Origin of the sequence: Parerythrobacter lacustris (assembly GCF_024626475.1) — a bacterium.
GTDB lineage: Bacteria > Pseudomonadota > Alphaproteobacteria > Sphingomonadales > Sphingomonadaceae > Parerythrobacter_A > Parerythrobacter_A lacustris.
The window spans coordinates 255,428-279,957 of sequence record NZ_JANKHH010000007.1; the positions used below are offsets into that span (position 1 = coordinate 255,428).

Genomic DNA, 24,530 nt, shown 5'->3' on the forward strand with positions numbered 1-24,530 from the left:
GAGCGCGGCCCTCTGCGCAAGCTCCTGCTGTCCGCCTGTTTCGCGGCATTGGCCGCTCCGCTTGCCGCGCAAGCGCAGTCGGCCGACCCGACGCTCGAGGACCTAATTCCCGACAGCGCGGTCGAAGATCCCGAAGCCTGGGCGGCGCAGTTCGATGGCTCGCCACCTGCTGCCGATGAAGTAGCCGATCCCGCAGCCGACCTGACCGAACTCGACCCCGATGCGCCGATGGACGAACTGGCGGACATGGATCTCGACTGGCCGGACGAAGTCGAGCTGCCACCCTTCGAGCCTCCGGCCGCCGATCCCGATGCGCAGATGGCACTCGAGGCGGTGCCCTTGCTGCCAATGCTGCCCGATTCCGAATTGATCGAGGTGAACAGCCAGCTGGTCCTTGCGTTGCCGCAGGACACGGAGTTCTTTCCCGAACGGGATGCTTTCGTCGACCGCTTCGACGGACTTTCGACGATCGAGGCGCTGGAGAACGGCGATTCCAATGCAGCCCAGCTTGCCGCCCGCGCGCGAGCGGACGAGGAACTGCTGATCGAACTGCTGCGGGTCTATGGCTATTACGATTCGCAGGTCATACGTTCGGTCGGCGGCATGGAGACGGGAGAGCCGGATGCCGATGGCGGCCCGGTTGTCCGGTTCGACGTGGTTCCGGGCGTCCGCTACCGATTTGGGCAGATCGACCTCGGTGAATTGTCGACCGCTCCCGACGGACCGGCCTTGCGGGAGACCTTTGCCATCGAAACCGGCGATCCGCTGTCGAGCGACCGGATCGTGGAACAGCAGTTCGCGCTTGATCAGGCGTTGGGCGAAACTGGCTATCCCTTTGCCGAGATCGACGCCCCCGAATTGCTGATCGACCATCGCGAGACGCGCGGCGACCTGACCATGGCAGTCCGGCCCAAGGGCAAATATGTGATCGCCGGGGTCAACTCCAACCTGCCCGATTTTCTTTCGGGCGAGCACCTCGAAACGATCGGCCGCTTCGAGACAGGCGACATCTACCAGCGCAGTCTCGAGCTCGACCTGCGCCGGGCCGTCACTGCCACCGGGCTCGTGTCGTCGGTGACGGTCACCCCGCGTGAAGTCGCCCCGCCGACATCGGGCACGCCGGGCGAAGTGGTGCTCGATGTCGCGATGACCCAGGCCAAGCTGCGCACTGTCGCGGGGGCGATCGGCTACGGCAGCGAGGAAGGCTTCCGGGTCGAGGCGAGCTGGGAACATCGCAACCTGTTCCCGCCCGAAGGCGCGCTCAAGGTGCGCGGCATCTTGGGTACGCGCGAGCAGTTGGGCGGCGTCAGCTTCAAACGCAACAATTTCGGCGGCCGCGATAAGGTGCTGACCATCGATGCCTATGCTTCGGCGGTCGACACTGAAGCCTATGATGCGCGAACCGTGGCCTTGCGCGGCAGTTACGAACGGCTGTCGAACCTGCTGTTCCAGAAGCCATTCAGCTGGGCCTTGGGTGCCGAGATACTCGCGACCGACGAGCGGAACCGGGTGATCGGCGGGATTCCCCGGCCGCGGCAGACCTATTTCGTCGGTTCGGTCTTCGGCCGGGCGATGATCGACACCACCGATTCGCTGCTCGATCCGCAGCGCGGCTTCCGCCTGACGGGGTTTGTCGCGCCCGAGGTTTCGCGCAGCGCAGGCAGCAGCGACTACTACGTCCGTCTGCAAGCCGACGCGAGCTCCTACCAGTTGGTAGGGGACGATATCGTGCTGGCAGGCAGACTGCGGGCGGCGACCATCCAGGGCGCGCCGATCGATCGCATCGCGCCCTCGCGCAGGCTCTATGCCGGCGGCGGCGGGTCGATCCGCGGCTATGGCTACCAGGCGGTCGGCCCGCGCAACGACCTGGGTGAGCCGACCGGTGGCGGCTCGCTGGTCGAAGCCTCGATTGAAGCGCGCATCGGGACTGGTTTTTTCGATGGCGCGCTGTCGGTCGTGCCATTCCTCGACGCGGGTTCGGTCTCGCTCGGATCGACCCCCGACTTTCGTTTCATTAGCTACGGTGCCGGGGTCGGCGTGCGCTATGAGACCGGTTTCGGCCCGATCCGGGTCGATGTCGGCGTCCCGCTCAATCGCAATCCTTTGTTCGACAGTCCGGTGGCAGTCTATGTCTCGCTTGGCCAGGCATTCTGACCGATGGCCGATGACGAGCTGACCCCTGCGAAAGGCGAATTGCCGGCGGCGCGAAGGAAGCGTGGCGGCTGGCTGCGCTGGACCGGCGGGGTATTGCTGAGCATCGTCCTGCTGATTGCCGCCGGGCTGGTGTTCCTGAATACGCCGATCGGCAAGCGCTTCATCGCCGACCAGATTGCGGCAGCTGCCCCTGCTTCGGGCCTGCGCATCGAGGTCGGGCGGATCGAAGGCGACGTGTTCCGAAGTGCCGTGCTGCACGATGTGGTGCTGTCCGACCCGAAGGGCGAGTTTCTCACCATCCCCCGTGCCGAAGTCGACTGGCGACCGCTCAGCTGGCTGTGGTCGGGGCTCGATGTGCGCAAGCTGGTGGCGGAACGCGGACGCCTGTCGCGCCTGCCCGAACTCGTGCCCGGCGATCCGGACGCGCCGACCCTGCCCGATTTCGATATCCGCATCGACCGGTTCGAACTTAGGAAAATCACCATTGCCGAAGGTATAGTGGACGACCGAGCCCATCCGCTCGACCTCACGGCAGATGCGAACATCCGCCAGGGGCTGGTCACGCTGCGCGGGGAAGGACGGTTCGGAGGCAGGGACAGCTTCAGGCTCGCGCTCGCAGCCGAACCCGACGGCGATCGGTTCGACGCCGATCTCGACTATCGCGCGCCCAAGGGGGGCGTGCTGGCGGGGCTGATCGGCGCGGACGCCGGCTACACGGCCCGGCTGGTGGGGGATGGAACCTGGAGCAAGTGGGATGGTGCCTTCGTGGCCCGCCGCGACGGCCAGCGGTTTCTCGGATTCACGATCAAGAACCGCGCCGGTCGCTATGGCCTGCTCGGCCAATTGCGGCCGGGCGGTGCTATCGATGGCCTGGCAGGCGATGCGCTGGGTCCGGTGCTGTCGTTCGGCGCAGTTGGAACGCTTGCCGATAATGTGCTCGACGGGCAGTTGAAGCTGAAGAGTGCCGCACTGGACCTGCGAACCGAAGGCGCGATCGATCTTGCAAACAACGAGGTCGACGAAGTGCAATTCGCTGCCCAATTGCTCGATCCCGAGTTGTTCGGGGAGAGCCTGCGGCTGGAGGGCACCCGTCTTTCGGGCACGGTCGATGGTGCGTTTCGCGATCTTGCAGTCAATCATGACCTGGTGATTGCTCGGCTGGTTTCCGGCTCGACCGAGCTGCGCGATATCTCGCAAGAGGGAGTGGCGACATACGACGGGTCGCGCTGGTTGCTCCCGCTTTATGGCAGCGTAGGTAGGGTCACGACAGGAAATGCATGGGCGGACCCGAAACTCGCCAACGGCCGGATCGGGGGCATAATGCTCTTCACCGGGCGCGAGTTGCTCTCCGACGATCTCCGGATCGCCTTCCCCGATGCGACTGCTACGCTCTCGCTCCAGGGCGACACAGCGGCCGGGGACTACGCGCTTGCCGGACCGGTAAGCGTCCGCGGCCTCGAATTGCGGAACATCGGATCGCTTAGCGGCACAGGCCGGATCCGGCTTGCTCTGCGCGACCGGCTGCCGTGGCGGCTCGATGTCGGGGTCGACGCGCGGATCACCGAGGTAACCAACGGCACCATCGTCAATCTTGCCGGCCCGGTGATTGCCATCAAGGGCAATGTCGCGCTCGCGGGCGACGCACCGATCCGCTTCTCCGATACATCGCTAGTATCCGACAAGCTGCGCATGACGCTCGGCGGTTCGGTCGCGAACGGGCAGCCGGCGATCGTCGGGCGGGGTCAACAGGCAGACTATGGCGCGTTCACCGTCGAAGCCGAGCTGGGCGGGGACGGGCCGCGCGCGGTGCTGGTGTTCGCCTCACCCTTGCCCGCAGCGGGTCTGGAAGACGTTCGTGTGGCGATTGCCCCGAGCGCCGAGGGCTTCGCGATCGATACCCGCGGGCAGTCGCTGCTCGGACCGTTCGACGGCGTGCTCGAATTCATCGCACCAGAAGGCGGGCCGAGCCGGATTGCCATCGAGCGCCTCGATGTGTGGAAGAGCAGGGTGAGCGGCACGCTGACCCTGGTGGGCGACGGCGCGAACGGGCGGCTGGTGGTGAGTGGCGGCGGTCTCGACGGGCGGATCGGCCTAGCGGCGCGCGACGGCGGGCAAGGCTTCGCCATCGACTTCAACGCCAACAACGCCAGCTTCGGCGGATCGATACCGGTGCAGATCGCGCGCGCGAATATCGAGGGCCGGGGGTTCATCCCGGGCAGGCGCGCGCTCTCGCGCGATACGCTGATCGAAGGCAGCATCTATGCCGAAGGCGTCAACTTTGGCCAGCTGTTCCTTGGCAGGCTGGCGGCAAAGGCAGACCTGCGCGGCGGAACGGGCGATGTCACGGCCTCGGTCACCGGTCGCCGGGGCAGCCGCTTTGCCATGCAGCTCCAGGCCGATGTCACACCGGCCAGCATTGCCATCGCCGGGCAAGGCAATTTCGGCGACCAGGCGATCCGCTTGCCCCGGCGCGCGGTGATCCGGGTGCAGGACGACGGCGGGTATGTGATCGAGCGCAGCTATCTGACCTATGGCGAGGGCGGCACGATATTCTCCGGCGCGTTCGGCGGCGGCTCGACCACGCTGACGCTCCAGATGCTCGACATGCCGCTGTCGCTGGTCGATCTGGCGGTGGCGGATATCGGTCTGGGCGGAACGGTTTCGGGCACGGTCGACTACAGTGCGGCGGCGGGTGGTTTGCCGACCGGCAGCGCGCGGGTAACCGTCGACGGCCTGACCCGGTCAGGCCTTGTCCTGACGTCGCGTCCGGTCGATCTCGCGCTGGTTGCCGAGCTGTCGCAAAGCGAACTCGCCGCGCGCGCGGTGTTCGAGGAGGGCGGCACACGCAGCGGAAGGGTGCAAGCGCGCATCAGCGACATGCCGCGGGCGGGCGGACTGGCCCAGCGGCTCCGGACCGGGCGGCTGTTTGCGCAACTGCGCTACAACGGCCCTGCCGATGCGCTGTGGCGGCTCGCGGCGATCGAGGGCTTCGACCTGACCGGGCCGCTCGCGGTGTCGGCCAATGCGACCGGAACGCTCGCCAACCCGCGCATCAACGGAACCCTGGCGAGCGACAATTTGCGGGTGCAGAGCCTGATTTCGGGGACCGATGTGCGCAATGTCAGCGCGCGCGGGCGGTTCTCCGGCTCCCGCCTCAGCCTCACGCGGTTCGCGGGCGAGACCGTTGGCGGCGGCACGGTCTCCGGCAGCGGAACTATCGATCTCGCTAACCTCGGCGAACGAGGGCCGCAGATGGATATCCGCATAGCGGCGCGAAACGCGAAGGTGGTCGATGCCAACGGGCTCGAGGCCACCGTCACCGGGCCGCTGCGGATCGTCAGCAACGGTATCGGGGGCACGATTGCAGGAAGGCTTTCGGTCGACGAGGCAAGCTGGCGGCTGGGAACGGCATCCAGTGCGACGCGGCTGCCGCAGATCCGCACGCGCGAAATCAATCTTCCCGCCGACGTTCGTCCGCCACGCGCCCGATCTTCGCCATGGCGCTACCTCATCGATGCCCGAACCAGCGGCGGCATCAATGTCGACGGAATGGGTCTCGACAGCGAATGGGCGGCCAATATCTCCCTGCGGGGCACGACCGACGATCCGCGCATCGGCGGCGAGGCGCAGGTCGTGCGCGGCTGGTACAGCTTCGCCGGCACACGCTTCGAACTGACCCGTGGCGGGATCGCTTTCGACGCCAGCGGGCCGATCGATCCGCGGCTCGACATCCTTGCCGAGACCGACCGGCAGGGGATCGATGTGACGGTGGCGGTGCGCGGCAATGCGCAATCGCCCGAGATCACCTTCACCTCCTCGCCCGCTCTGCCCGAGGAGGAAATCCTCTCCCGCCTGCTGTTCGGCGGATCGATTACCGAACTCTCGGCGACCGACGCACTCCAGCTCGGCACCGCGCTTGCATCGCTGCGCGGGGGTGCAGGGCTGGACCCGATCAACCAGTTGCGCAGCGCGATCGGGCTCGACCGCTTGCGCATCGTCGCCGCCGATCCTGCGCTCGGGCGCGGTACCGGGGTTGCCGTGGGCAAGAACTTCGGGCGCAGGTTCTACGTCGAAATCGTCACCGACGGGCGCGGCTACAGCGCCACCGAGGTGGAGTTCCGCGTAACCAGCTGGCTGTCCCTGCTCGCCTCGGTCTCGACCATCGGGCGTGAAAGTGTGCGGGCGGAGATCAGCCGGGATTACTGAGCGAGATAGAGCGCCGCTTCCGCCGCGCGGCGGCGCACGAGGCCCTTGAGCACGCGCCCACCTGCCCTGTTCCAGCGCGCGAACTCGCGCGCCGCTACGGCAACTTCGCCCGCCTTGTGGAGGCGGGTGAGTGTCGCCCGGCCGATAGCTCCGGTGTTGTAGTGGAAGCTGACAAGCGCATCGAATTGCTGCTGCGAGGTCGGCGCGTCGCCGAGGGCGCGATCCACGTCGTTCGCGTAGCGGACCAGGTCACGCCCGAGTCTGGCGTCGCACTGCTCCTGCGACCAGACGGTGCCCGGACCGATCCTCCCGCCGCTGTATTGGTCTTGGCCGGTCGAGCCCCAGCCGATGGTCCACGGATCGCCGCCGGTCCCGGGGTCGGGATAGGCTTCGACCATGCCGTCGGTCCGCAGCCGCGCGCAGCCTTCGAACCGCTTGATCAGAGCGATGCCTTGCGGGCCAACGGCTCGGTGCTTGCTGCTGGTTGGCGGATCATCTTTCGCCTTATCCGTAACCGGCGTCTCCGACCCGATGTCAGCGGTTTGAACGGAGTGGGCCACCTGCATCCCGCGCGCCACAAGGTCGCGAATGCTGTCGAAAATCGATCGGTGGTTCTGAGGAATTGTCATGCTGCCTCCTGCGGGGTCGAGAGGCGAAGGCATCATGCAGATTTTTCGCGTGTAGGAAAATCGTTTCGGCTGACCAGTGCGATTATCTTCGTCAGGCTGACCGGAATGACCGGACCGGCCCCCAGCGAGGCTCCAGTGCCTTGCGTGTTCGTCACACAAGAAAATGGCAGGCCAGTGCGGTTCTTGCAGAACCCTGAAAGGCTGCTCACGAAGGCTGTAAAGAGCTCTTGACTGACAAGAGGTCTTTACAGTAAAGAGCTCTTTACAGGTAACTGGATGATTCGGTGCAGAACCATGTGAAGATTTACCGCGAACGGCATGGCTGGAGCCAGGGCGAACTCGCCCGCCGGCTGGGCGTTTCGCGGCAGACGATCAATGCGGTGGAGACGGACAAATACGATCCGTCGCTGCCGCTTGCGCTGCGCATGGCGAAGCTCTTTTCGGTCAGCGTGCCCGAATTGTTCATCGACCAGTGGGAGCCGGAAGGATGACGACGATGACAAGCGAAGCTGCGACAAAGCCCCGGAAGTGGAAGAAAGTGCTGCTATCGTCGGCGCTGGGTGCGGTTGTGGGATTTGCCGCCACCTTCGGATTTCTGCACCTTGCCGAGAACGGCGCGCTCGGCGCGTTGGGCTTTTCGGAAACGGTCGCGGCAGTAGTGGGCATGCTCTATGTGATCGTCGGCCTGGCGATCGGGGTCGGGTTGGCACGTCCCAAGGCCGGGGCTGCATTCCTCAATGTCGAGGATGCGGAAGAGATTGAGGAGCAGCGCCCGATGCTGGGCTATAGCGCTGCAACGATGTTTGCGTTTGGTGCGGCGCTGGCGATTGCTGCGCTGGGCGGGCCGGGGGGGATTTTCGCCCCTGCTGCCGCGCTGGCTACCACCATCGGCTTGTTGGTCATCGGTGTGGTCCTCTCGCTCGTTTCCAATCGATACCAGGACGAACTGATGCGCGCGCTTGGCCATGAGGCAGGAGCCATGGCGCTGGGCCTCGTGGGCCTCTTCGGGGGCGGCTGGGCGCTGGCCGCGCATCTCGGATTCGCAAACGGCCCCGCACCGCTCGACTGGCTGACCATGTTCTGGTCGCTGACAATGGTCGCCGCCTTTATCGTGGTCGGCAAGCGCGGCATGCTGATGCCGCGCTGAGCGAGCGGCCTGCTACTCGACATCCCCCACCAGCGTGAACGGGGCCCAGGCGTTGGGATGCGCCCATGTGTCCTTGTCGGTGTCGTGGCTGGCGTCGTTGCGGATATCGCGCATCGCCTTTTGCAGTGCTTCGGCGCGCGAGAGCGCAGGGTTGTCCCGCTGCGCCGAGATCGCCCCGACAGTCAGCTCCGCCGCCACCGCGTCGCGCACCGGCCAGTGCGACGCGAGCAGGCTTTGTGCCCCGGCTAGGAAGAACGACTTGGCGAGGCCCGACAGGCCGGATGCTCCCGCGCTGCCGTCACCCGCAGCGGTGTTGCAGGCCGACAGGATGACCCAGCGCGCGTTCATCCGCAGCATGGCGATCTCGGTCATGGTGAGCAGCCCGTCGTCCGACGCGCTCCCGGTTTTTGGGGGAGTGAAGACGAGGCCCGGTTCGCTCGATCCGTCGATTTCGCCGGCCAGCAGCCCGTGGGTCGCGAAGGTCACGATCGCGGCTTTCGACAGGTCCGCCGATTTCACGGCGGCTTCGGTCGCCCGGTCACCGGTCATGATGGCACTGGCGGGTGCGCCCAGCACTTTGCGCATGGCCTCCAGCTCGGTTCCCGTCCCGGGCAGCCGCGCCATCCCGCGCAGGGCCTCGATATTGACCTTGGGCAATCCGTCGGCGTCGGTTGAGGGGACATAGGCCTGGCTGAAGCCGATCGCACGGATTGCGCCGCCGTCACGCGTTCCCCCGCGCACATCCTGGCCTCCGCCACGGGGCTGCGCCACCCCTGTGAGGGTGGGGTCGCCGAAGCCGATGAAGCCATCGGCATCATCGCTGTCGCTGCCGAATTGCCGCAGCAAGGCGAGCGATTGTACCGAGGGAAGCTGCGCCAGCGCATATTTGTCCGCCAGCCATCCGGTGGCGCGCAGGGCGGCCGGATCGCCGTCCAGCCCCTGCGGTTCGTCGGTCACCAGCACGCTGAAGGGCAGGGCCGAGAGGCTGCCACCAGCGACGACGAAGACATGGCGTTTGCCTTCCAGCACCCATTCGACCGGCGCAACAATCTGGTTGTAAAGTGCCCAGGCTAGCCGCCGGTCGAACGGGTAGGGGCCCAGGCCCTGTCCCTCGGCGATCCATTCAGCCTTTTCTTCCGGCGTCGCTTCGACCGAGGCACCCAGATCCCACCGCAGCCGCCGGACGACCTCGTCGATCGTTCTCGCGGGCAGGTTTGAGACGTGCCAGTCCATGTCGCTGCCGGAAATGGCCATGATATGTGTGCCAAGCGCCGTCGGCAGCACGATCAGCACGGCTTCATCGCGCCCCTTGAGCATTTGCTGGAGGTCCGGCGCATCGACCGGACGCGGTCTCAGGAGATTGAAGAACTGCGGAAATTTCTCGAGGAACTGCGCGTCGATCGCCTTGATCGCCGTTTCCAGTCTGCCCTGTTCGCCCTCGACCTGAGTCAGTTGTGTGCTGTCGGCGTTCTGTCTCATCAGCGTCGAGCGGGTCACAGCAAGGTTTTGCCATTGCTGGCTGAGTTCCTGCCGTTCTTTGGCGAGCGCGGCTAGCTCTGGCCCTTCGACCTCTGCCGCACGCTCGGCGGCGCGTCGGATCACCGCCATATTGGCAGGGCTTTCCATCGCCTCCTGAATCGCGCCGATCGCTTCGTAGAACAGCACGATCCGGTTGATCTGCGGCAGACCTTCCTGCTGCCCCGCTTGGTGCAGGGTGTGGAGCCACAATTCGAAATAGAACGCATCTTCCTCGGTAAAGGTGGCGAGCGTACGCTGGCCGCGCGGGTCCAGCCCCACGACTTCGCGCCGCGCGCGGACCAGATCTGCGGCGAGCTGCGCTTCCTGTAGCGCCTTCGCCGGATCATTCCCCGCACGATCCAGATAGAGCGCGTAGCCGTTGCGGATCTGCGCGGTATAGGGATGTTCGGGCCCGAACACCCGCTCGCTGCGCGGGACCAGGTCTTCCCAGATCGCCCTGGCAGCACCGGCATCGCCCTTGAAGGTCAATACGGTCGCCATGTCGGACATGCTGAACAGCGTATGCGCTGCGTCCGGGCCGAGCACGCGGGTACGCCGTTCGAGCGTGTCCTTGATCACCGGCAATGCCGCGTCGAACTGCTGCTGGTACATCAGCGAAGCGCCCATGTTCTGGGCGTAGACCAGCACACCGGGATCGTCGGGGCCGAAGGCCTTGCGGCCGGCTTCCAAAGCCTCGGCATAGAGTTCGCCCGCGAGATCGTGCTTCCCTTGCGCTTCGAGCGTGCGGCCAAGGTCGTTGATCAGGTCGAGAGTCAGCTTGTCGCCGGAACCGTAAGTGGACTCGGCGAGATCGAGCGTCTGGCGCAGGATCGGTTCGGCATCCACCGGACGACCCTGATTCTTGATTGCAGTGGCAAGCCGCCGCCGGTAGCCGATGGCATCGCGATCGGAAGGCTCGCGGAACTTTGCATAAAGCGTTACGATCCGCTCGAGCGAGGCCTCGGCAAGGGTCCAATCGGCTGCTTCTTCGGCGCGGTCGGCGACGGCGATCAGAGCGCTGGTCAGGTCGCTCACCGCAGAGACCGCCTGCTCGCTATCCGCACCGGCGATGGCTTCATAGATTGCCGCGCGGCGCTCCATCGCGGCGATCGATGCGTCCCATTTCTCCTGCGCGAAAAGCGCATAGGCCAGAGTGAGCTGGGCCTCGGCAGCCTCGGCGGATTGCCTGCCGCTGGCGGCTTCCGCGGCAGCGAGCGCCTGCCGCGCGAGCGTTTCAGCCTCGCCCGCCTTGCCCTGTTCGATCAGCGCGGCGATCGCTTCGCCGCTCTGGGCATAGGCAGGGCTCTGGAACGCCAAAGCCGCCGCAGCGACCGCTCCAAAGAGATTCCGATAGGCTCGCATGCAGTGTCCCCTCCCGCAAATGTCCGTTTGTTTGTGTCCCCTGCTTCACGCCAGCGCAAGGCGAAACTTGCCGCACAAGTCCATGGACCGAATACGAAAAGCCCCGGCAGGATCGCTCCTGCCGGGGCCTTCGAGTGCTACCAGCAATCGCTCGTTACATGCTGTAATACATGTCGAACTCGACCGGGCTCGGGGTGGTTTCCCAGCGCGAGACCTCTTCCCACTTCAGCTCGGCGTAGGCATCGATCTGGTCCTTGGTGAACACATCACCCTTGAGCAGGTATTCGTGGTCCGCTTCGAGGCTCTCGAGCGCCTCGCGCAGACTTCCGCAGACGGTCGGAACATCGGCGAGCTCTGCCGGGGGCAGGTCGTAGAGGTTCTTGTCCATCGCTTCGCCCGGATGGATCTTGTTCTGGATCCCGTCGAGGCCGGCCATCAGCAGCGCGGCATAGGCGAGGTAGGGGTTGGCCATCGCATCGGGGAAGCGGAACTCGACGCGCTTCGCCTTCTCGCCCGCGCCGTAGGGAATGCGGCACGAAGCCGAGCGGTTGCGCGCCGAATAGGCGAGCAGCACCGGTGCCTCGAAGCCCGGGACCAGCCGCTTGTAGCTGTTGGTCGTCGGGTTGGTGAAGGCGTTGAGCGACTTGGCGTGCTTGATCACCCCGCCGATGTAATAGAGGCAGTTGTCGCTCAGGCCGGCATAGCCATTGCCCGCGAAGGTCGGCTTGCCATTGTCCCAGATCGACATGTGGGTGTGCATGCCGCTGCCGTTATCGTCCTTGATCGGCTTGGGCATGAAAGTGGCGGTCTTGCCATAGGCATGCGCGACCTGGTGCACGACATATTTGTAGATCTGCATGCGGTCGGCGGTTTCGACCAGCTTGCCGAAGGTCAGCCCCAGCTCGTGCTGCGCGGCGGCGACCTCGTGGTGGTGCTTGTCGCACGGCAGGCCCATTTCGAGCATCGTGGCGACCATTTCGCCGCGGATGTCGACCGCGCTGTCGACCGGCGCGACGGGGAAATAGCCGCCCTTGGCGCGCGGACGGTGCGCCAGATTGCCGCTCTCGTATTCCTTGCCGGTGTTGGTCGGCAGTTCGATATCGTCGATCGCGAAGCCCGAACCGGCGTAGCCGTCTTCAAAGCGGACATCGTCGAACATGAAGAATTCGGCTTCCGGGCCGACATAGACGGTGTCACCGATGCCCAGCGTCTTCATGTAGTTCTCGGCGCGCTTGGCGGTGGTGCGCGGGTCGCGGCTGTACCAGTCGCCGGTCGAAGGCTCGACGATGTCGCAGAACACGATCATCATCGGGGTCGCGCTGAACGGGTCCATATAAACCCGCTCGAGATCGGGCTTGAGGATCATGTCGGACTCGTTGATCGCCTTCCATCCGGCGATCGAGGAACCGTCGAACATCAGCCCGTCCTCGAACTCGTCTTCGCCCATCACGCTGCCGACCATGGTCAGGTGCTGCCATTTGCCCTTGGGGTCGGTGAAGCGAAGGTCGACCCACTCGATGCCTTCATCCGCGATTTGCTTAACCAGGTCTTTTGCTTTGGCCATTGAGTCTTCCTTTGTCAGTCCCCCTCCCGCATGCGGGAGGGTCTAGGGGTGGGCAAGTCCGGTGGTGGCCGTTTCCGGCCTGCCCCCGGCCCCTCCCGCGGGCGGGAGGGGGAGAATTCAGATCGCGTCGTTGTCCTTCTCGCCGGTGCGGATGCGCAGCGCGCTTTCGATCGGGGAGACGAAAATCTTGCCGTCGCCGATCCGCCCGGTCTGCGCGGCGGCGGCGATCGCTTCGACCACCTGCTCGGCCATCGCGTCCGGGACGACGACCTCGAGCTTAACCTTTGGCAGGAAATCGACGACATATTCGGCGCCGCGATAAAGCTCTGTGTGACCCTTTTGCCGCCCGAACCCCTTGGCTTCGGTCACGGTGATACCCGAAACGCCGACTTCGTGCAGCGCTTCCTTCACCTCGTCGAGCTTGAAGGGCTTGATGATCGCTTCGATCTTTTTCACGCGGTCCCTCTTCTTCCGGCGGGAATTGGCGGCGCACCGCCTTGCCCCTGCGCCTCGGGCCGACTCCGCAGGGCGGGTCGGCACGGCGGCTTTTCGATACCCAAGCTTATCCAAGAAGCGTGCCAAACTGGCCGCGTTCCCCGGCTTCGAGCGCTTGCTGCGAATCTCTCCGACTCGCTGTGCCAGGGTTGCCGTTTAAAGGGCCGCACGCAAGTGACGAGGTGCTGCGCTTGCCCGGATTTGCGGCAAAGCTTGCCCAATAATTAGGCAGTCAGCGACAGACCGGCTTCCTCCGGCAATCCGCACATCAGGTTGAGCGACTGCACCGCCGCACCGCTCGCGCCCTTGCCGAGGTTGTCGAGCCGGGCGACCAGCCGGGCGTGCCAGCCGCCTTCGTTGCCGAATACAAACAGCTCCATCCGGTCGCTCGGCGGGGCGTCGCGCTCGAGCAGCAGCTCTGCGGGTGCGGGACCTTCGGCGACCGAGACCATCGGCGATCCGGTATAGAATTCGCGTAATGCGGCGCGCAGGGTATCGGCGGTCGGCCCGCCTGCCATCGCCCCCAGGTGGAGCGGTACCTCGACCACCATCCCGCGATAGGCGGGGACGACCGAAGGGGCGAAGATCACCTCGTGGACCAGCCCGGCATGGAGCTTCATTTCCGCGCGGTGCTTGTGCGCCATATCATAGCCGTAGGCGCGGAAGGCAGGCGCGCCCTCGGCCTCGAACCGCGCGATCAGCGCCTTGCCTCCGCCCGAATAGCCGGACACCGCGTTGACGGTGTAGGGCCAGTCGGCGGGCAAGTGCCCCATGCGCACCAAAGGCGCGACGAGCGCGAGAAATCCGGTCGGGTAGCACCCCGGATTGCTGACGAAGCGGGCATCGGCGATTGCCTCGCGCCCGACCAGCTCCGGGAAACCGTAGGTCCACCCTTCGGCAACACGGTGGGCGCTGGAGGCGTCGATCACGCGGGTCGTATCGTTCTCGATCAGGGCGACGGATTCGCGCGCCGCGTCGTCGGGCAGGCACAGGATCGCAATATCGCAGTCGTTGATCGCCTGCCGCCGCGCTGTGATGTCCTTGCGGGCATCGCCTTCGAGCGCGAGCACGGAAAATTCGCTCCGCCCGGCCAGTCGGTCGCGAATTTCGAGGCCAGTGGTCCCTTCGGCCCCGTCGATAAAGACCGAGGTCGTCACTGCCCGAGCGGAGCGAGCGCGGCGGCGGGCAGCCAGCCGCTCGGCCCTTCGGGGCCGACCGCGCCCCAGCACCACGCACCGGCGGTATCGAGCAGTTCGAACCGGCTGCCTGCCGCAAGCTCGGTTACGGGATCGGCATCGTCGCCAGGATTGAGGCGCAGGGTCACCGCCTCTTCGCCGACAGAGCGGACCTGCGGCACCGCGTAATGCGGCACAAGATAGCGGTCGGCCAGCGCAATATGCGCGATGTCGCCGCGCAGCGGCAGCGTGCCCGGAGCGGGGCGCGCAACCGGACCGGACAGGCCGAGCTGCCCGGTCGGAACCTGGTATTGCGTCACGTCACTCACGGCGGAAACGTCTGCCCCTGTTGCACGGCCCGCACAAGCGGATGCGCGCGCTTATCCGCTGGAAAGCCTAAGGGCAAGTTCACGCCATGCGCTAGGCTTTGCCGTAGCGCGCCTTGAGCATATGGAACGCCGCACGCAGGCCATAGGCCGCGCCGCCCTTGGGCCGTCCGGGCTTGGCGACGGGCCGCCAGGCGAAGGTGTCGAAATGCGCCCAGTCGATGCCTTCTGCGACAAAGCGGTCGAGGAACAAGCCGGCGACACTCGCCCCGGCGAAGCCGGTGGTGTGAGTGTTGTTCATATCGGCGATGTCGGAATTGAGCCATTCGCGATAGGCTTCGGGCAGCGGCATTCGCCACGCCTCGTCGTCATGCGCCTTGCCCGCAGCGATCAGTTCCTGCGCCGTTTCGTCGCGGCGGGTCATCAACGCGGGATACTCCGGGCCAAGCGCGACCCGCGCCGCGCCGGTCAGCGTAGCGAAATCGACGATGAATTCGGGTGCATCCTCGCTCGCGCGGGTCAGCGCATCGCCGAGCACCAGCCGCCCTTCGGCATCGGTGTTGCCGATCTCCACCGTCAGCCCCTTGCGCGATTTGAGCACGTCGCCGGGGCGGAAACTGTTGCCCGATATCGCGTTCTCGACCGCCGGGACCAGCACGTGCAGCCGCACTGGCAGTTTCGCGCCCATCACCAGGCCGGCCAGCGCCAGCGCATGCGCCGCGCCGCCCATATCCTTCTTCATCAGCAACATGCCCGCTGCGGTCTTGATATCGAGCCCGCCGGAATCGAACGCCACCCCTTTGCCGACGATAGCGATCCTGGGGTGCTTTTCATTGCCCCATTCCATCCGGATCATGCGCGGTGCGTGGCTGCGCGCAGCGGCGCGGCCGACCGCATGGACCATCGGGTACTCCTGCTCCAGCGTGTCCCCCTTGGTGACGGTGAAGGTCGCCCCGTGGCGCTTGGCGATGGTTTCCGCTTCGGCTTCGATCGCGGCCGGGCCCATGTCTTCCGCCGGAGTATTGACCATGTCTGCCACCAGCGCGACCGCGCTCGCCTCCGCCACCGCCGGTTCAATCGCCTTGACCTGCCCGGTCACCAGCACGCGCGGCCCCTGCGCCTTTTCATCCTTCTTGTAGCGTTCGAAGCGGTATTGCGCGGTCAGCCAGCCGTGCAGCGCGGGGCCGGGTTCGGCATTGGCGAGCCGGTAGGTGCCTTGGGGCAGCACCTCGGCCAGCCGCGCGAGGCACAAGCTCGACAGTTTCTCCGGATTGGCCACCCCGCCGACCGCGAACCATGTATCGCCATCGGGAACGATCCCGACCTGGTAGCCGCCGCCATCGAACTTCTGCGCCTTGAGCGCAGCGCGCTGTCCGCCCGAAAGCGTCTTGGCCCAGTCGGCGAAAACGTCGGCATTGACGAGATGGATTGGCGTGGCGTCCTGCCCTCGGTCGGGCTGGATCAGGGTGGTGAAATCGGTCATGCGACACAGATAGAGGAAAGCTCCCGCGTTCCAAGCTCGCAATTCGGAGCGTGGCTCGCTACATGGCGGGCATGACCGAATATCAGTTGATCGACAGCCGCGACACCATCCACCGCGACGGCACCATCAAGCTCCACGGGCCGGAGGGGTTCGAGGGTATGCGCAAGGCGGGCCAGCTCGCCGCGCGCATCCTCGATGAAATCACCCCGCTGGTGCAGCCCGGTGTCTCCACCGCCGAGCTCGACGACAAGGTGCGCGAACTGACGCTGGCGGGCGGCGCGGTGCCCGCGACCATGGGCTATCGCGGCTATGCCCACAGCTGCTGCATCTCGATCAACCACGTGGTGTGCCACGGCATTCCGAGCGAAAAGGTGCTGAAGGACGGGGACATCGTGAACATCGATGTCACTCCGCTGCTCGACGGCTGGCACGGCGACACCAGCCGCATGTTCCTTGTCGGCGACGTGCCTCTGAAGGCGCGGCGGCTGGTCGAGGTGACCTACGAATGCCTGATGATCGGGATCGAGAAAGCCCAGCCCGGCGCGCGGCTGGGCGATATCGGTGCGGCGATCGAACGGCATGCGATGCAGTATCGTTATGGCGTGGTGCGCGAATTCTGCGGCCACGGCTTGGGGCGCCTGTTCCACGACGCGCCCGAGGTGGTCCACGCCGGGAAAGCGGGGACGGGGCCGGAACTCAAGCCCGGCATGTTCTTCACCATCGAACCGATGATCAACCTCGGCAAGCCATGGGTGAAGCTGCTGAGCGACGGCTGGACCGCAGTGACGCGCGACAAGAGCCTGAGTGCGCAGTTCGAACACTCGATCGGGATTACCGAGACGGGGAACGAGATTTTCACCGGCAGCCCGAAGGGGTGGAACAAGCCGGGGGATTATTAAGTCGAGCCAACAAACTCGCTTAAGATTCCGGCGGTGCTTTCATGAACCATAGGGAGAATTGATATCCCGATGTTTTTTGGGTTTCAAGCTCATTGTCTATGTACTCAATTGCTGTCGTGCCGCTGGTGTCCCAAGATCTCATGAAAATAGGGAAATCTTGGCATGGAGAAATTGTCTTTGCAAGGAGCACCCTCACTAGGTCTCCGCTTTCCAATTCGTAACAGCGCATCAAGACCCATTCTTCTTCTATTATTAGCCTGTCTAACCTCAGCGCGATCCAATCTCCCTCTTTCCATTTTGGGCTTGAACGCATTCGCTCTTCAGCGGGGATAATCTGAATTTGACCTCGCGGACTTAGATGATCTGAGTTGTCAGTGCACGGATGCTTGGGCCACGGTGGGCCCAGATCATCGAAGAAAACCCTGCTTCCAAATCCGTTCTGATAGAAGAACACTATATCGCCGCACACTGGGCATCGTGCATTCGGAATTGTGATGCTGCTAAAGGTGACTTTTGGCGGTTTTTGAACAGGAGCAGGTTTAGCGACTCGGTGTCCCCGATATCCGCCAATACACCAGCCACACATGCAATTTGCGTAGTGATTAAAGCCAGTCAACAAATGGTCTCCTCTTGGCCACTAACCCTCCCGCGCGGCCCTGATCGCGGCGCCGCCTGCAAACGGTGCGATCGCCACCAGCACCAGGCTGATCGCGCCGCATAGCGCTATCGCGCCGTAGTCCGCCCGTTCGAGCGCGCCTGCGCCGAAGATCAGCACCGGCACCGCGAGCGGGATCAGCAGCAAGCCGGAGAGCGCCGCGCCGGTGCGCAAACCGGCGGTCAGCGCGGCGATGGTCACGCCGATGGCGGCGAGGCCGGGGGTGCCGGCCAGCAATCCCGCCAGCACCAGCTTCAGGGTCTCGCCCGACAGGTTGAGCAAGGCAGCCGCCAGCACGCTCGCCAGCAGCAGCAGCGGGGCGAAGCTCAGCCAGTGGGCGAGCACGCGCACCGCGATCACCACTTCCTCGGCCACCCCGCGCAGCGCGAGCTGGTCGAACACGCCCTGCTCCAAATCGGGCGCGACCAGCCGGTCGAGCGGGAGGATGCTGGCGAGCAGGGCCGCGACCCAGATCACCCCGCCGCCGGTCCGCGCCAGCAGCGGTGCATCGGGGCCGACCGCGAAGGGATAGAGCATCGCCACCGCGAGGAAGAACAGTAGCGGCAGCATGCTCCCGCCGCGGCGGCCTCCGGGTAGGAGTTGCGACAGATCGCGCAGGAGGAGGCGGACGATCACTTCGCGAAATCCTCGATCGCGACCGTCTTCCCGCCCTCGATTGCAATCGCCTGGTGCGAGGCGATCACCGCTATACCGCCGCCGTGGTAATGCTCGGCCACGATCCGTTCGACCAGCGCGACCGCATCGCGGTCCAGCCCGTTCAATGGCTCGTCGAGCAGCCAGATCGGCGCGCTCTGACCGAGCAGGCGGGCGAAGGCCGCGCGCTTGCGTTGCCCGGTCGAAAGATAGCGCACCGGAACGTCGAGCAGATCGGCGAGGCCAAGCCGGGCGAATTCGTTGTCCGCCGCACCGTCGATCCGCTGCCAGAAGCCGAGCGCCTTGCCGAGCGGGGCATGTTCGTCGAGCGCGGGGCGTTCGTCGACCAGCCCGATGCTGCCGGTCCGCTCGACGCTGCCCGCATAGGGCTGCATCAATCCGGCGAGGATGCGCATCAGGCTCGACTTGCCGATCCCGTTGGGGCCGGCGATGTGGATCGCGTCGCCCGGAACGAGCGCAAGCTCAAGCCCGCGGAACAGCAGCCGGTCCCCGCGCCGACAGGCCAGTTCACGCGCGGTTAGGCTGCACTCTTGCATGGAGCGAAGCGTTAGGCGAAACGTCTTGCAGCGACAAGGAGACACGAATGAGCATCGCCGAACTGACCGCAGACGAACGCGATGCGCTGGTGACCACCCATCCCAAATGGACCCTGTCGCGCGAGGGCAAGGCGATCGATCGGACCATCCAGTTCGCCGATTTCAACGAGGCCTTCGGTTTCATGACGCGGGTCGCGCTGATCGCCGACAAGCACGACCACCATCCCGAATGGTTCAACGTCTATAACAAGGTCGAGATTACCCTGACCACGCATGACGCAGGCGGGCTGTCGGTGCGCGACGTCGCAATGGCCGCAGCGATCGACGCGATGGTGCCATGACGCGCTGGCTCGCCGCGCTGCTGGTGGTAGCGCTGCCAGCGCCCGCGCTTGCGCAGGAGGATGAACCCAAACCGGAATGGGTCGGGGTGTGGGAAGGCACCATCGGCAGCTATCCGATCGTCGCCTGCCTCGATACGCGGTACGGCAGGGGCGGGCAGGGCAGCTATTACTATCTGAAACACCTCGTGCCGATCGATCTCGGCAGCGAGACACCGCCCGCCGAATGGAGCGAGGGCGGGTTCGCGCGGACCGGCCCGGGCGAACCCAAGCCGCTGTGGCAGCTCGATGCCATCGAGGCGGACACCATCCGGGGGACCTGGACCGGGGGCGACAAATCGCTGCCGATAGCGCTTGGCCGGGTAGCCGAAGGCGGCGAGGATGCGTGGTCGCCCTGCGCCTCGGCCAATTTTCTCCAGCCGAGGGTGGTGAAGCCGGAGTTCGTCCGTACGGGGAAAACGATCGACGGGCTGGTCTACACCGAGCTGCAATTCACAGCGCCCAAGCATTTCCCCGAGGTCGCGATCGGAGGCTTCATCTTCGAGCCGAGCCAGCCCGGCGATGCGGCGATCCTCGCCTGGGTGGAAGAGAAAATGCCCAAGGGGACGACCGAAGACGAATACATCCAGTGCATGGCCGGCGCACTCGCCGTGCACGGCGTGGATGGCGACTACGACATGGGCGTCACCCCGGTGTTCGCCAATCCCGAACTGCTCTCGCTCACCCGCAGTCAGGGCGATTACTGCGGCGGGGCGCATCCCAACTACTGGCAGGAATACGCCACCTTCGACCGCCAGACCGGAGCGAAGCTCGACCCCGCCGACTGGTTCAACGAGCGCGGCATCGCGGCCGACGAATACCAGCTCAAGACAATGCAACAGCCGCTGCGCGAGCTGATCGTCGCCCGCTGGCCGGAGTATGAAGGCGAGCCGGACGAATGCTCGGGCTACGCGCTCGACCAGCAATGGTGGAGCTACCAGATCCGGCGGGAGGGGATCCTGTTCCAGCCCGATTTCCCGCATGTGATGACCGCCTGCGAAGAGGAAATCCTGCTTCCGTGGGAGGAGCTCGAGCCGTTCCTCAGCGATGCGGGCAAGTCGCTGCGCGAGCGCGCGCAGCGATAGGTCCTATTCCCCCAGCAACTGGATCATGCCGCGCCCGCGCGCTTCTTTGCGCACCCGGCCGGGCATCCAGCGGGTGGCGAAGGCGATGCGCTTGGCGGTCTTGCCGACCGGCCAGTGCAGCTTGTCGCCATGCACCGCGTCCCATGCCGCCTCGGCGACATCCTCGACCGGGGTGATCTCCAGCCCCGACTGCTGCACCCGGGCGCGGATATGCTCGTTGGTCCCGGCGTTGGGCACCATGTCGAGCAACGGGGTGTCGATGAAGCTCGGCATCAGCGAGCAGACCCTGATCCCGTACGGTACCCATTCGCCGTCGAGGCTTTCGGTGATCCCGCGCACGCCGAACTTGGTCGCACAATAGACCGATCCGCCCGCACTGCCGTAAATGCCCGCCGCGCTGGCGGTGTTGAGCAGGCACGATCCGGGAGCACTCGCCTTGAGATAGGGGAGCGCCGCCTGGGCGCCGAACAGCACGCCCTTCAAGTTGATGTCGAGGCAGCGGGTGATCTCGTCGACGCTGTTCTCGCTCAGCGAGCCGCCGATGGGGATACCGGCATTGTTGGCCAGCACATCGATCCGCCCGCCTGCCGCCGCAGAAAAAGCGCTTAGCGCATCGTCCCACGCAGCACGGTCGCGCACGTCGAGCGGGGTGGAGAAGCAGTTGCCTTCCCCGATCAGCCGCGCGGTCTCGGCCATGCCGCTCTCGCTGATATCGCCGAGGCCGACAAACCAGCCTTCCTTCGCGAATTTCTGCGCGATGGCCCGCCCGATGCCCGAGCCGCCGCCGGTGATGAAAATAGCCTTGCGCATGGCCGTCCGTCCCCTCCAAAAAACATCGCCGCGCAGAGCTGGTAACCCTGCGCGGCGTGCTTGTCAGCTATTAACACTGATGTCAGTCGGCCAGCGCCTCGGACAGGCCGGCCACGAAATCCGCGCCCTCGACAATTTCGGCCGTCGAGCTCTTGACCGTCCCGCCAATCGGCTCGGCCCGCCCGCCGAGGCAGGTGGCGAGGAAGTTCTCGGTCACCGCGTTGAAGGCGATGTTGTTGTTCGGCTTGGCGAAGCCGTGGCCTTCGTCGGGGAACAGCACATAGGTGACGGGGATGCCCGCCGCCTTCATCGCCTCGACGATCTGGTCGCTCTCCGCCTTGTTAACCCGCGGGTCGTTCGCGCCTTGGCCGATCAGCAGCGGCTTGGTGATCTTGTCCGCCGAATAGAGCGGGCTGCGCTCCTTCAGCATCGCCAGACCTTCGGGCGTGTTGGGGTTGCCCATCCGCTCGTGGAACTGGGCGATCAGCGGTTCCCAATAGGGCGGGATCGACTGGAGCAGCGTCTCGAGGTTCGACGGGCCGACGATGTCCACCCCGCAGGCGAAGGTCTCGGGTGTGAAGGTCAGCCCGGCCAGCGTGGCATAGCCGCCGTAGGAGCCGCCCATGATCGCGACCTTGTCCTCGCTCGTCACGCCCTGCTCGACCGCCCAGTCGACCGCATCGATCAGGTCGTCGTGCATCTTCTTGCCCCATTCGAGGTCGCCAGCGGAGATGAACGCCTTGCCGAACCCGGTCGAGCCGCGGAAGTTGACGCTCATCACTGCATAGCCGCGGTTGGCGAGCCACTGGTGGTAGCTGTTGAAGCCGTAACCGTCGCGCGCCCATGGGCCGCCGTGCACCACCAGCACCATCGGCACCGGCGCCTCGGGCACGCCGTCGCCATCGGCATCGCTGCCCGGCGGCAGGGTCAGGTAGGAGGGCAGGGTGAGCCCGTCGCGACTGGTAATTTCCAGCGGGTGCATCGGTTGCAGCGGCGCGCCCTCAAGCTCGGGCCGCGAGGTGTAGAACTTGGTCAGCGTGCCCGTCGGACGGTCGTAAATGAAGGTCTGGCTGGGTGCGATCAGCGGATCGTTGCCGATGATCCATTTGGTGTCGTCCTCGGTCCGCGACTGGACCCCGAACTCGCCCTCGAGCTGGCTGTCGAGCCAGTCGAGCGAGGCCTTGATCGCGGGGTCGATCGCGGTCCACTCGCTCTTGAGGTAGTTGAAGTTGTAGGCTTCGATCTTGCCCGTCTTCGGGTTCGCCAGCGCGCCACTGATGTCCGCCTTGTCGTTCTCGGCGATCACCGTGCGCTCGCCGGTCGCGACATCCTCCGCGATCAGCGCGGCAGTGTTGCGCCCGCGGCTGTCGATCCAGTACATCGTCTTGCCATCGGTGGTGAAGCCGGCGGGCTGGGTGGTCAGGCTGTCTTCCAGCCCGGTGCTGCCGCTCGGCTCCGCCGCGATCGTGCCGCCCTCGATCGGGAAGAAGTCCATCCCGCCCGCCGCATTGGGCCGCAGCGCCATGCGCAGTTTGAGGTTGTCGTCCGCCAGGAACCCGGCATAGCCGTCGTTCTGCTGGACCAGCGTCAGCTCGCCGGTCTTGAGATCGAGCAGATGCGCGTCATGGAAGCGCGGATCGCGGTTGTTCAGCCCGACGAGCATCTTGTCCTTGATCGTCTGCGAGGTGCCGAACACCTGCACGCGGGTCTTCTCGAACGGGGTCAGCGTCCGCTCTTCACCGCTCGCAATATCGATGCCGTAGAGCAGGAAATTCTCGTCGCCGCCCTTGTCCTGAATATACAGCAGGCTCTGGCTGTCGGGGGCCCAGAAATACTGCCGGATCGGGCGGTCGGTGGCCGAAGTCATCGCCTTCGCCGCATCGGGGTCGGCGACCGGAGCGAGCCAGACGTTGAGCACGCCGTCCTTCGGGGCGAGCCAGCTGAGCCATTTTCCGTCGGGGCTGATCTGCCCGCCGGCCTTGGTCGGGTTCCCGAACAGCGCCTCGCGCGGGATCATGGCGGCGGCTTCGGCAGTGTGGTTCATCGATGCTCCGTGTGTGGCAAGCTGAGCGGCGTGATTGTCGGCCCACGCAGATGTGGGGGCGGTTGCGGCCAGCGCAAGCGAGGCGGCGGTGACGAGAAACTTGCCGGTGGTGCGACGTATCATGGAATTCCCTCCGTTGATTTGACAAGCGACCTTTGCAAACTGCAAAGCAAGCTTGCCATCATGAATCGATGAACGGCCTATAACACAGGATGACCGGCAAGGTTATGACAGAACCGGCGAGTCAGTGTCACAAGTGTCAACACCCCCTTCGGATGACGAGGGAAACCATGAAGTTGCAGGGCTAGAGCGCCGGGTTGTTGTAGCTGTGCCAGGTGAGGATCGCGATGGCGCCGCGGTGGGGGCTCCACGGGTCGGCGAGGGCGCGGGTGGCCTTCTCGCTCGGGCGCTCTTCGTGGCCGAGGATCTTGCCGATCCCGGCCTGCACGGCGAGGTCCCCCGCCGGCCAGATATCGGGCCGACCCTCGGCGAACAAGAGGTAGATTTCCGCCGACCAGCGCCCGATACCCTTGATCTGCGTCAGCTGGGCGATCGCCTCCTCGTCGTCTTTGGGCAGGCTGTCGAAATCGAGCGCGCCGCCCTCGACTAGCTCGCACAACGAGCGGGCATAGCCCTGTTTCTGGCGCGACAAGCCGCAGGCGCGCAGCGTGTCGAAATCGCGTTTGAGCAGGCAGGTGGGAGTGAAATTCTCGCCCAGTTCGGCCTCCAGCTTGTTCCACATCGAACTCGCCGCAGCGACCGAGACCTGCTGGCCGACGATGGTGCGCAGCAGGGTCATATATCCGGTCGGGCGGATGCGCGGCTCGGGATAGCCGACCAGGTCCAGCGCGCGGGCGATCCCCGGCTCGATCGCCGCCACGTGATCGATCCCGCTGCGCAATGCTTCGGCGCTCAAACCCATGCTGCTACCCCGTCTCTTGCCAAACCCGCAGTCATTCCTTAGCTGCGCGGTCCGATGGCCTTTTGGTCGAAAGCAAACGGAAAGCAAAGCCACCATGCCCAAGCTGATTGTCGTCGACCGCGCCGGTGAGGAAAGCGAAGTCCAGGTTGGCGACGGGCTGACCGTGATGGAAGCGATCCGCGACAACGGGTTCGACGAGCTGCTCGCGCTGTGCGGCGGTTGCTGTTCCTGCGCCACCTGCCACGTGCATGTCGACCCGGCCTTCGTCGACAAGCTGCCGGCGATGAGCGAAGACGAGGACGACCTGCTCGAATCGTCCGACCATCGCGAGGCCAATTCGCGCCTCAGCTGCCAGCTGCCGTTCACCCCGGAACTGGACGGGCTGAAGGTCACGATCGCACCGGAAGATTGATTTGCAGCCGGTGTAGCGCATTTGCGTTGCACCCGAGGTGGCCGCTACCTAGTTCA

20 protein-coding genes are annotated in these 24,530 nt (G+C 65.4%); 8 read left to right on the plus strand and 12 right to left on the minus strand.

What is annotated here, in order from left to right:
• Positions 1–48 precede the first annotated feature (48 nt).
• Both NSO95_RS13115 and NSO95_RS13120 read left to right on the plus strand, forming a co-directional pair.
• On the plus strand, positions 49–2,154 hold the full coding sequence (locus NSO95_RS13115) for an autotransporter assembly complex protein TamA (RefSeq protein ID WP_257596735.1): 2,106 nt from the start codon (positions 49–51) through the stop codon (positions 2,152–2,154).
• A gap of 3 nt (positions 2,155–2,157) precedes the next feature.
• The gene (locus NSO95_RS13120; protein ID WP_257596737.1) at positions 2,158–6,360 is read left to right on the plus strand and encodes a translocation/assembly module TamB domain-containing protein; all 4,203 of its coding nucleotides are present in this window, start codon (positions 2,158–2,160) and stop codon (positions 6,358–6,360) included.
• On the opposite strand, the gene NSO95_RS13125 is transcribed toward NSO95_RS13120, so the two are convergent.
• The gene (locus tag NSO95_RS13125; protein WP_257596739.1) at positions 6,354–6,989 is read right to left on the minus strand and encodes a lysozyme; all 636 of its coding nucleotides are present in this window, start codon (positions 6,987–6,989) and stop codon (positions 6,354–6,356) included. The genes NSO95_RS13120 and NSO95_RS13125 overlap by 7 nt on opposite strands.
• 296 nt (positions 6,990–7,285) lie before the next feature.
• Between NSO95_RS13125 and NSO95_RS13130 the strand changes: the two genes are divergently transcribed.
• Complete coding sequence (locus NSO95_RS13130) at positions 7,286–7,480, plus strand: helix-turn-helix transcriptional regulator (protein WP_436278039.1); 195 nt, start codon at positions 7,286–7,288, stop codon at positions 7,478–7,480.
• Positions 7,477–8,136 (plus strand): hypothetical protein, encoded by a 660-nt coding sequence (locus tag NSO95_RS13135; RefSeq protein ID WP_257596743.1) that lies wholly within the window; start codon positions 7,477–7,479, stop codon positions 8,134–8,136. The genes NSO95_RS13130 and NSO95_RS13135 overlap by 4 nt, the downstream gene beginning before the upstream one ends.
• A 12-nt stretch (positions 8,137–8,148) precedes the next feature.
• On the opposite strand, the gene NSO95_RS13140 is transcribed toward NSO95_RS13135, so the two are convergent.
• The 6 genes from NSO95_RS13140 to NSO95_RS13165 all read right to left on the minus strand — a co-directional run bounded on the left by NSO95_RS13140 (position 8,149) and on the right by NSO95_RS13165 (position 16,059).
• Positions 8,149–11,016, minus strand: coding sequence for a CHAT domain-containing tetratricopeptide repeat protein (locus NSO95_RS13140; RefSeq protein ID WP_257596744.1), 2,868 nt, complete (start codon positions 11,014–11,016; stop codon positions 8,149–8,151).
• Between the two features lie 154 nt (positions 11,017–11,170).
• The gene (glnA, locus tag NSO95_RS13145; RefSeq protein WP_257596745.1) at positions 11,171–12,580 is read right to left on the minus strand and encodes a type I glutamate--ammonia ligase; all 1,410 of its coding nucleotides are present in this window, start codon (positions 12,578–12,580) and stop codon (positions 11,171–11,173) included.
• A 117-nt stretch (positions 12,581–12,697) separates the two neighbouring features.
• Complete coding sequence (locus NSO95_RS13150) at positions 12,698–13,036, minus strand: P-II family nitrogen regulator (RefSeq protein ID WP_257596746.1); 339 nt, start codon at positions 13,034–13,036, stop codon at positions 12,698–12,700.
• Between the two features lie 263 nt (positions 13,037–13,299).
• Positions 13,300–14,232 (minus strand): N-acetyl-gamma-glutamyl-phosphate reductase, encoded by a 933-nt coding sequence (argC, locus tag NSO95_RS13155; RefSeq protein WP_257596748.1) that lies wholly within the window; start codon positions 14,230–14,232, stop codon positions 13,300–13,302.
• Complete coding sequence (locus tag NSO95_RS13160; protein ID WP_257596751.1) at positions 14,229–14,579, minus strand: hypothetical protein; 351 nt, start codon at positions 14,577–14,579, stop codon at positions 14,229–14,231. The genes argC and NSO95_RS13160 overlap by 4 nt, the downstream gene beginning before the upstream one ends.
• Positions 14,580–14,670: 91 nt before the next feature.
• Positions 14,671–16,059: a leucyl aminopeptidase family protein gene (locus NSO95_RS13165; RefSeq protein WP_257596752.1), complete on the minus strand. Its 1,389-nt coding sequence runs from the start codon at positions 16,057–16,059 to the stop codon at positions 14,671–14,673.
• 71 nt (positions 16,060–16,130) lie between these two features.
• On the opposite strand from NSO95_RS13165, the gene map reads away from it, so the two are divergent.
• Positions 16,131–16,958 carry a type I methionyl aminopeptidase gene (gene map, locus NSO95_RS13170; protein ID WP_257596753.1) on the plus strand — a complete coding sequence of 276 codons (828 nt, stop codon included), beginning with the start codon at positions 16,131–16,133 and terminating at the stop codon, positions 16,956–16,958.
• A 637-nt stretch (positions 16,959–17,595) separates the two neighbouring features.
• Here map and NSO95_RS13175 read toward each other — a convergent pair.
• Together NSO95_RS13175 and ccmA are read right to left on the minus strand one after the other, a co-directional pair.
• On the minus strand, positions 17,596–18,249 hold the full coding sequence (locus NSO95_RS13175; protein ID WP_257596754.1) for a heme exporter protein CcmB: 654 nt from the start codon (positions 18,247–18,249) through the stop codon (positions 17,596–17,598).
• Positions 18,246–18,824 carry a heme ABC exporter ATP-binding protein CcmA gene (gene ccmA / locus NSO95_RS13180; RefSeq protein WP_257596756.1) on the minus strand — a complete coding sequence of 193 codons (579 nt, stop codon included), beginning with the start codon at positions 18,822–18,824 and terminating at the stop codon, positions 18,246–18,248. The genes NSO95_RS13175 and ccmA overlap by 4 nt, the downstream gene beginning before the upstream one ends.
• A gap of 47 nt (positions 18,825–18,871) precedes the next feature.
• Here ccmA and NSO95_RS13185 point away from each other — a divergent pair, with 47 nt between their 5' ends.
• Together NSO95_RS13185 and NSO95_RS13190 are read left to right on the plus strand one after the other, a co-directional pair.
• Positions 18,872–19,165 carry a 4a-hydroxytetrahydrobiopterin dehydratase gene (locus NSO95_RS13185; protein ID WP_257596757.1) on the plus strand — a complete coding sequence of 98 codons (294 nt, stop codon included), beginning with the start codon at positions 18,872–18,874 and terminating at the stop codon, positions 19,163–19,165.
• Positions 19,162–20,286: a hypothetical protein gene (locus tag NSO95_RS13190; RefSeq protein WP_257596758.1), complete on the plus strand. Its 1,125-nt coding sequence runs from the start codon at positions 19,162–19,164 to the stop codon at positions 20,284–20,286. Before NSO95_RS13185 ends, NSO95_RS13190 begins: the two co-directional genes overlap by 4 nt.
• Positions 20,287–20,289: 3 nt before the next feature.
• On the opposite strand, the gene NSO95_RS13195 is transcribed toward NSO95_RS13190, so the two are convergent.
• The 3 genes from NSO95_RS13195 to NSO95_RS13205 all read right to left on the minus strand — a co-directional run bounded on the left by NSO95_RS13195 (position 20,290) and on the right by NSO95_RS13205 (position 24,062).
• Positions 20,290–21,096 (minus strand): SDR family oxidoreductase, encoded by an 807-nt coding sequence (locus NSO95_RS13195; protein ID WP_257596759.1) that lies wholly within the window; start codon positions 21,094–21,096, stop codon positions 20,290–20,292.
• 82 nt (positions 21,097–21,178) lie between these two features.
• Complete coding sequence (locus NSO95_RS13200; RefSeq protein WP_366519011.1) at positions 21,179–23,263, minus strand: S9 family peptidase; 2,085 nt, start codon at positions 23,261–23,263, stop codon at positions 21,179–21,181.
• 181 nt (positions 23,264–23,444) lie between these two features.
• On the minus strand, positions 23,445–24,062 hold the full coding sequence (locus NSO95_RS13205; RefSeq protein WP_257596760.1) for a DNA-3-methyladenine glycosylase family protein: 618 nt from the start codon (positions 24,060–24,062) through the stop codon (positions 23,445–23,447).
• A 94-nt stretch (positions 24,063–24,156) separates the two neighbouring features.
• Between NSO95_RS13205 and NSO95_RS13210 the strand changes: the two genes are divergently transcribed.
• Positions 24,157–24,474 (plus strand): 2Fe-2S iron-sulfur cluster-binding protein, encoded by a 318-nt coding sequence (locus NSO95_RS13210; RefSeq protein ID WP_257596761.1) that lies wholly within the window; start codon positions 24,157–24,159, stop codon positions 24,472–24,474.
• The last annotated feature ends 56 nt before the right edge of the window (positions 24,475–24,530 follow it).

Excerpts from the sequence above, each read along its gene's own strand:
- NSO95_RS13120 (WP_257596737.1), top strand. The coding sequence starts at position 2,158 with ATGGCCGATGACGAGCTGACCCCTGCGAAAGGCGAATTGCCGGCGGCG.
- NSO95_RS13125 (WP_257596739.1), bottom strand. The coding sequence starts at position 6,989 with ATGACAATTCCTCAGAACCACCGATCGATTTTCGACAGCATTCGCGAC.
- NSO95_RS13135 (WP_257596743.1), top strand. The coding sequence starts at position 7,477 with ATGACGACGATGACAAGCGAAGCTGCGACAAAGCCCCGGAAGTGGAAG.
- NSO95_RS13140 (WP_257596744.1), bottom strand. The coding sequence starts at position 11,016 with ATGCGAGCCTATCGGAATCTCTTTGGAGCGGTCGCTGCGGCGGCTTTG.
- glnA (WP_257596745.1), bottom strand. The coding sequence starts at position 12,580 with ATGGCCAAAGCAAAAGACCTGGTTAAGCAAATCGCGGATGAAGGCATC.
- NSO95_RS13165 (WP_257596752.1), bottom strand. The coding sequence starts at position 16,059 with ATGACCGATTTCACCACCCTGATCCAGCCCGACCGAGGGCAGGACGCC.
- map (WP_257596753.1), top strand. The coding sequence starts at position 16,131 with ATGACCGAATATCAGTTGATCGACAGCCGCGACACCATCCACCGCGAC.
- ccmA (WP_257596756.1), bottom strand. The coding sequence starts at position 18,824 with ATGCAAGAGTGCAGCCTAACCGCGCGTGAACTGGCCTGTCGGCGCGGG.
- NSO95_RS13185 (WP_257596757.1), top strand. The coding sequence starts at position 18,872 with ATGAGCATCGCCGAACTGACCGCAGACGAACGCGATGCGCTGGTGACC.
- NSO95_RS13190 (WP_257596758.1), top strand. The coding sequence starts at position 19,162 with ATGACGCGCTGGCTCGCCGCGCTGCTGGTGGTAGCGCTGCCAGCGCCC.
- NSO95_RS13195 (WP_257596759.1), bottom strand. The coding sequence starts at position 21,096 with ATGCGCAAGGCTATTTTCATCACCGGCGGCGGCTCGGGCATCGGGCGG.
- NSO95_RS13200 (WP_366519011.1), bottom strand. The coding sequence starts at position 23,263 with ATGATACGTCGCACCACCGGCAAGTTTCTCGTCACCGCCGCCTCGCTT.
- NSO95_RS13205 (WP_257596760.1), bottom strand. The coding sequence starts at position 24,062 with ATGGGTTTGAGCGCCGAAGCATTGCGCAGCGGGATCGATCACGTGGCG.
- NSO95_RS13210 (WP_257596761.1), top strand. The coding sequence starts at position 24,157 with ATGCCCAAGCTGATTGTCGTCGACCGCGCCGGTGAGGAAAGCGAAGTC.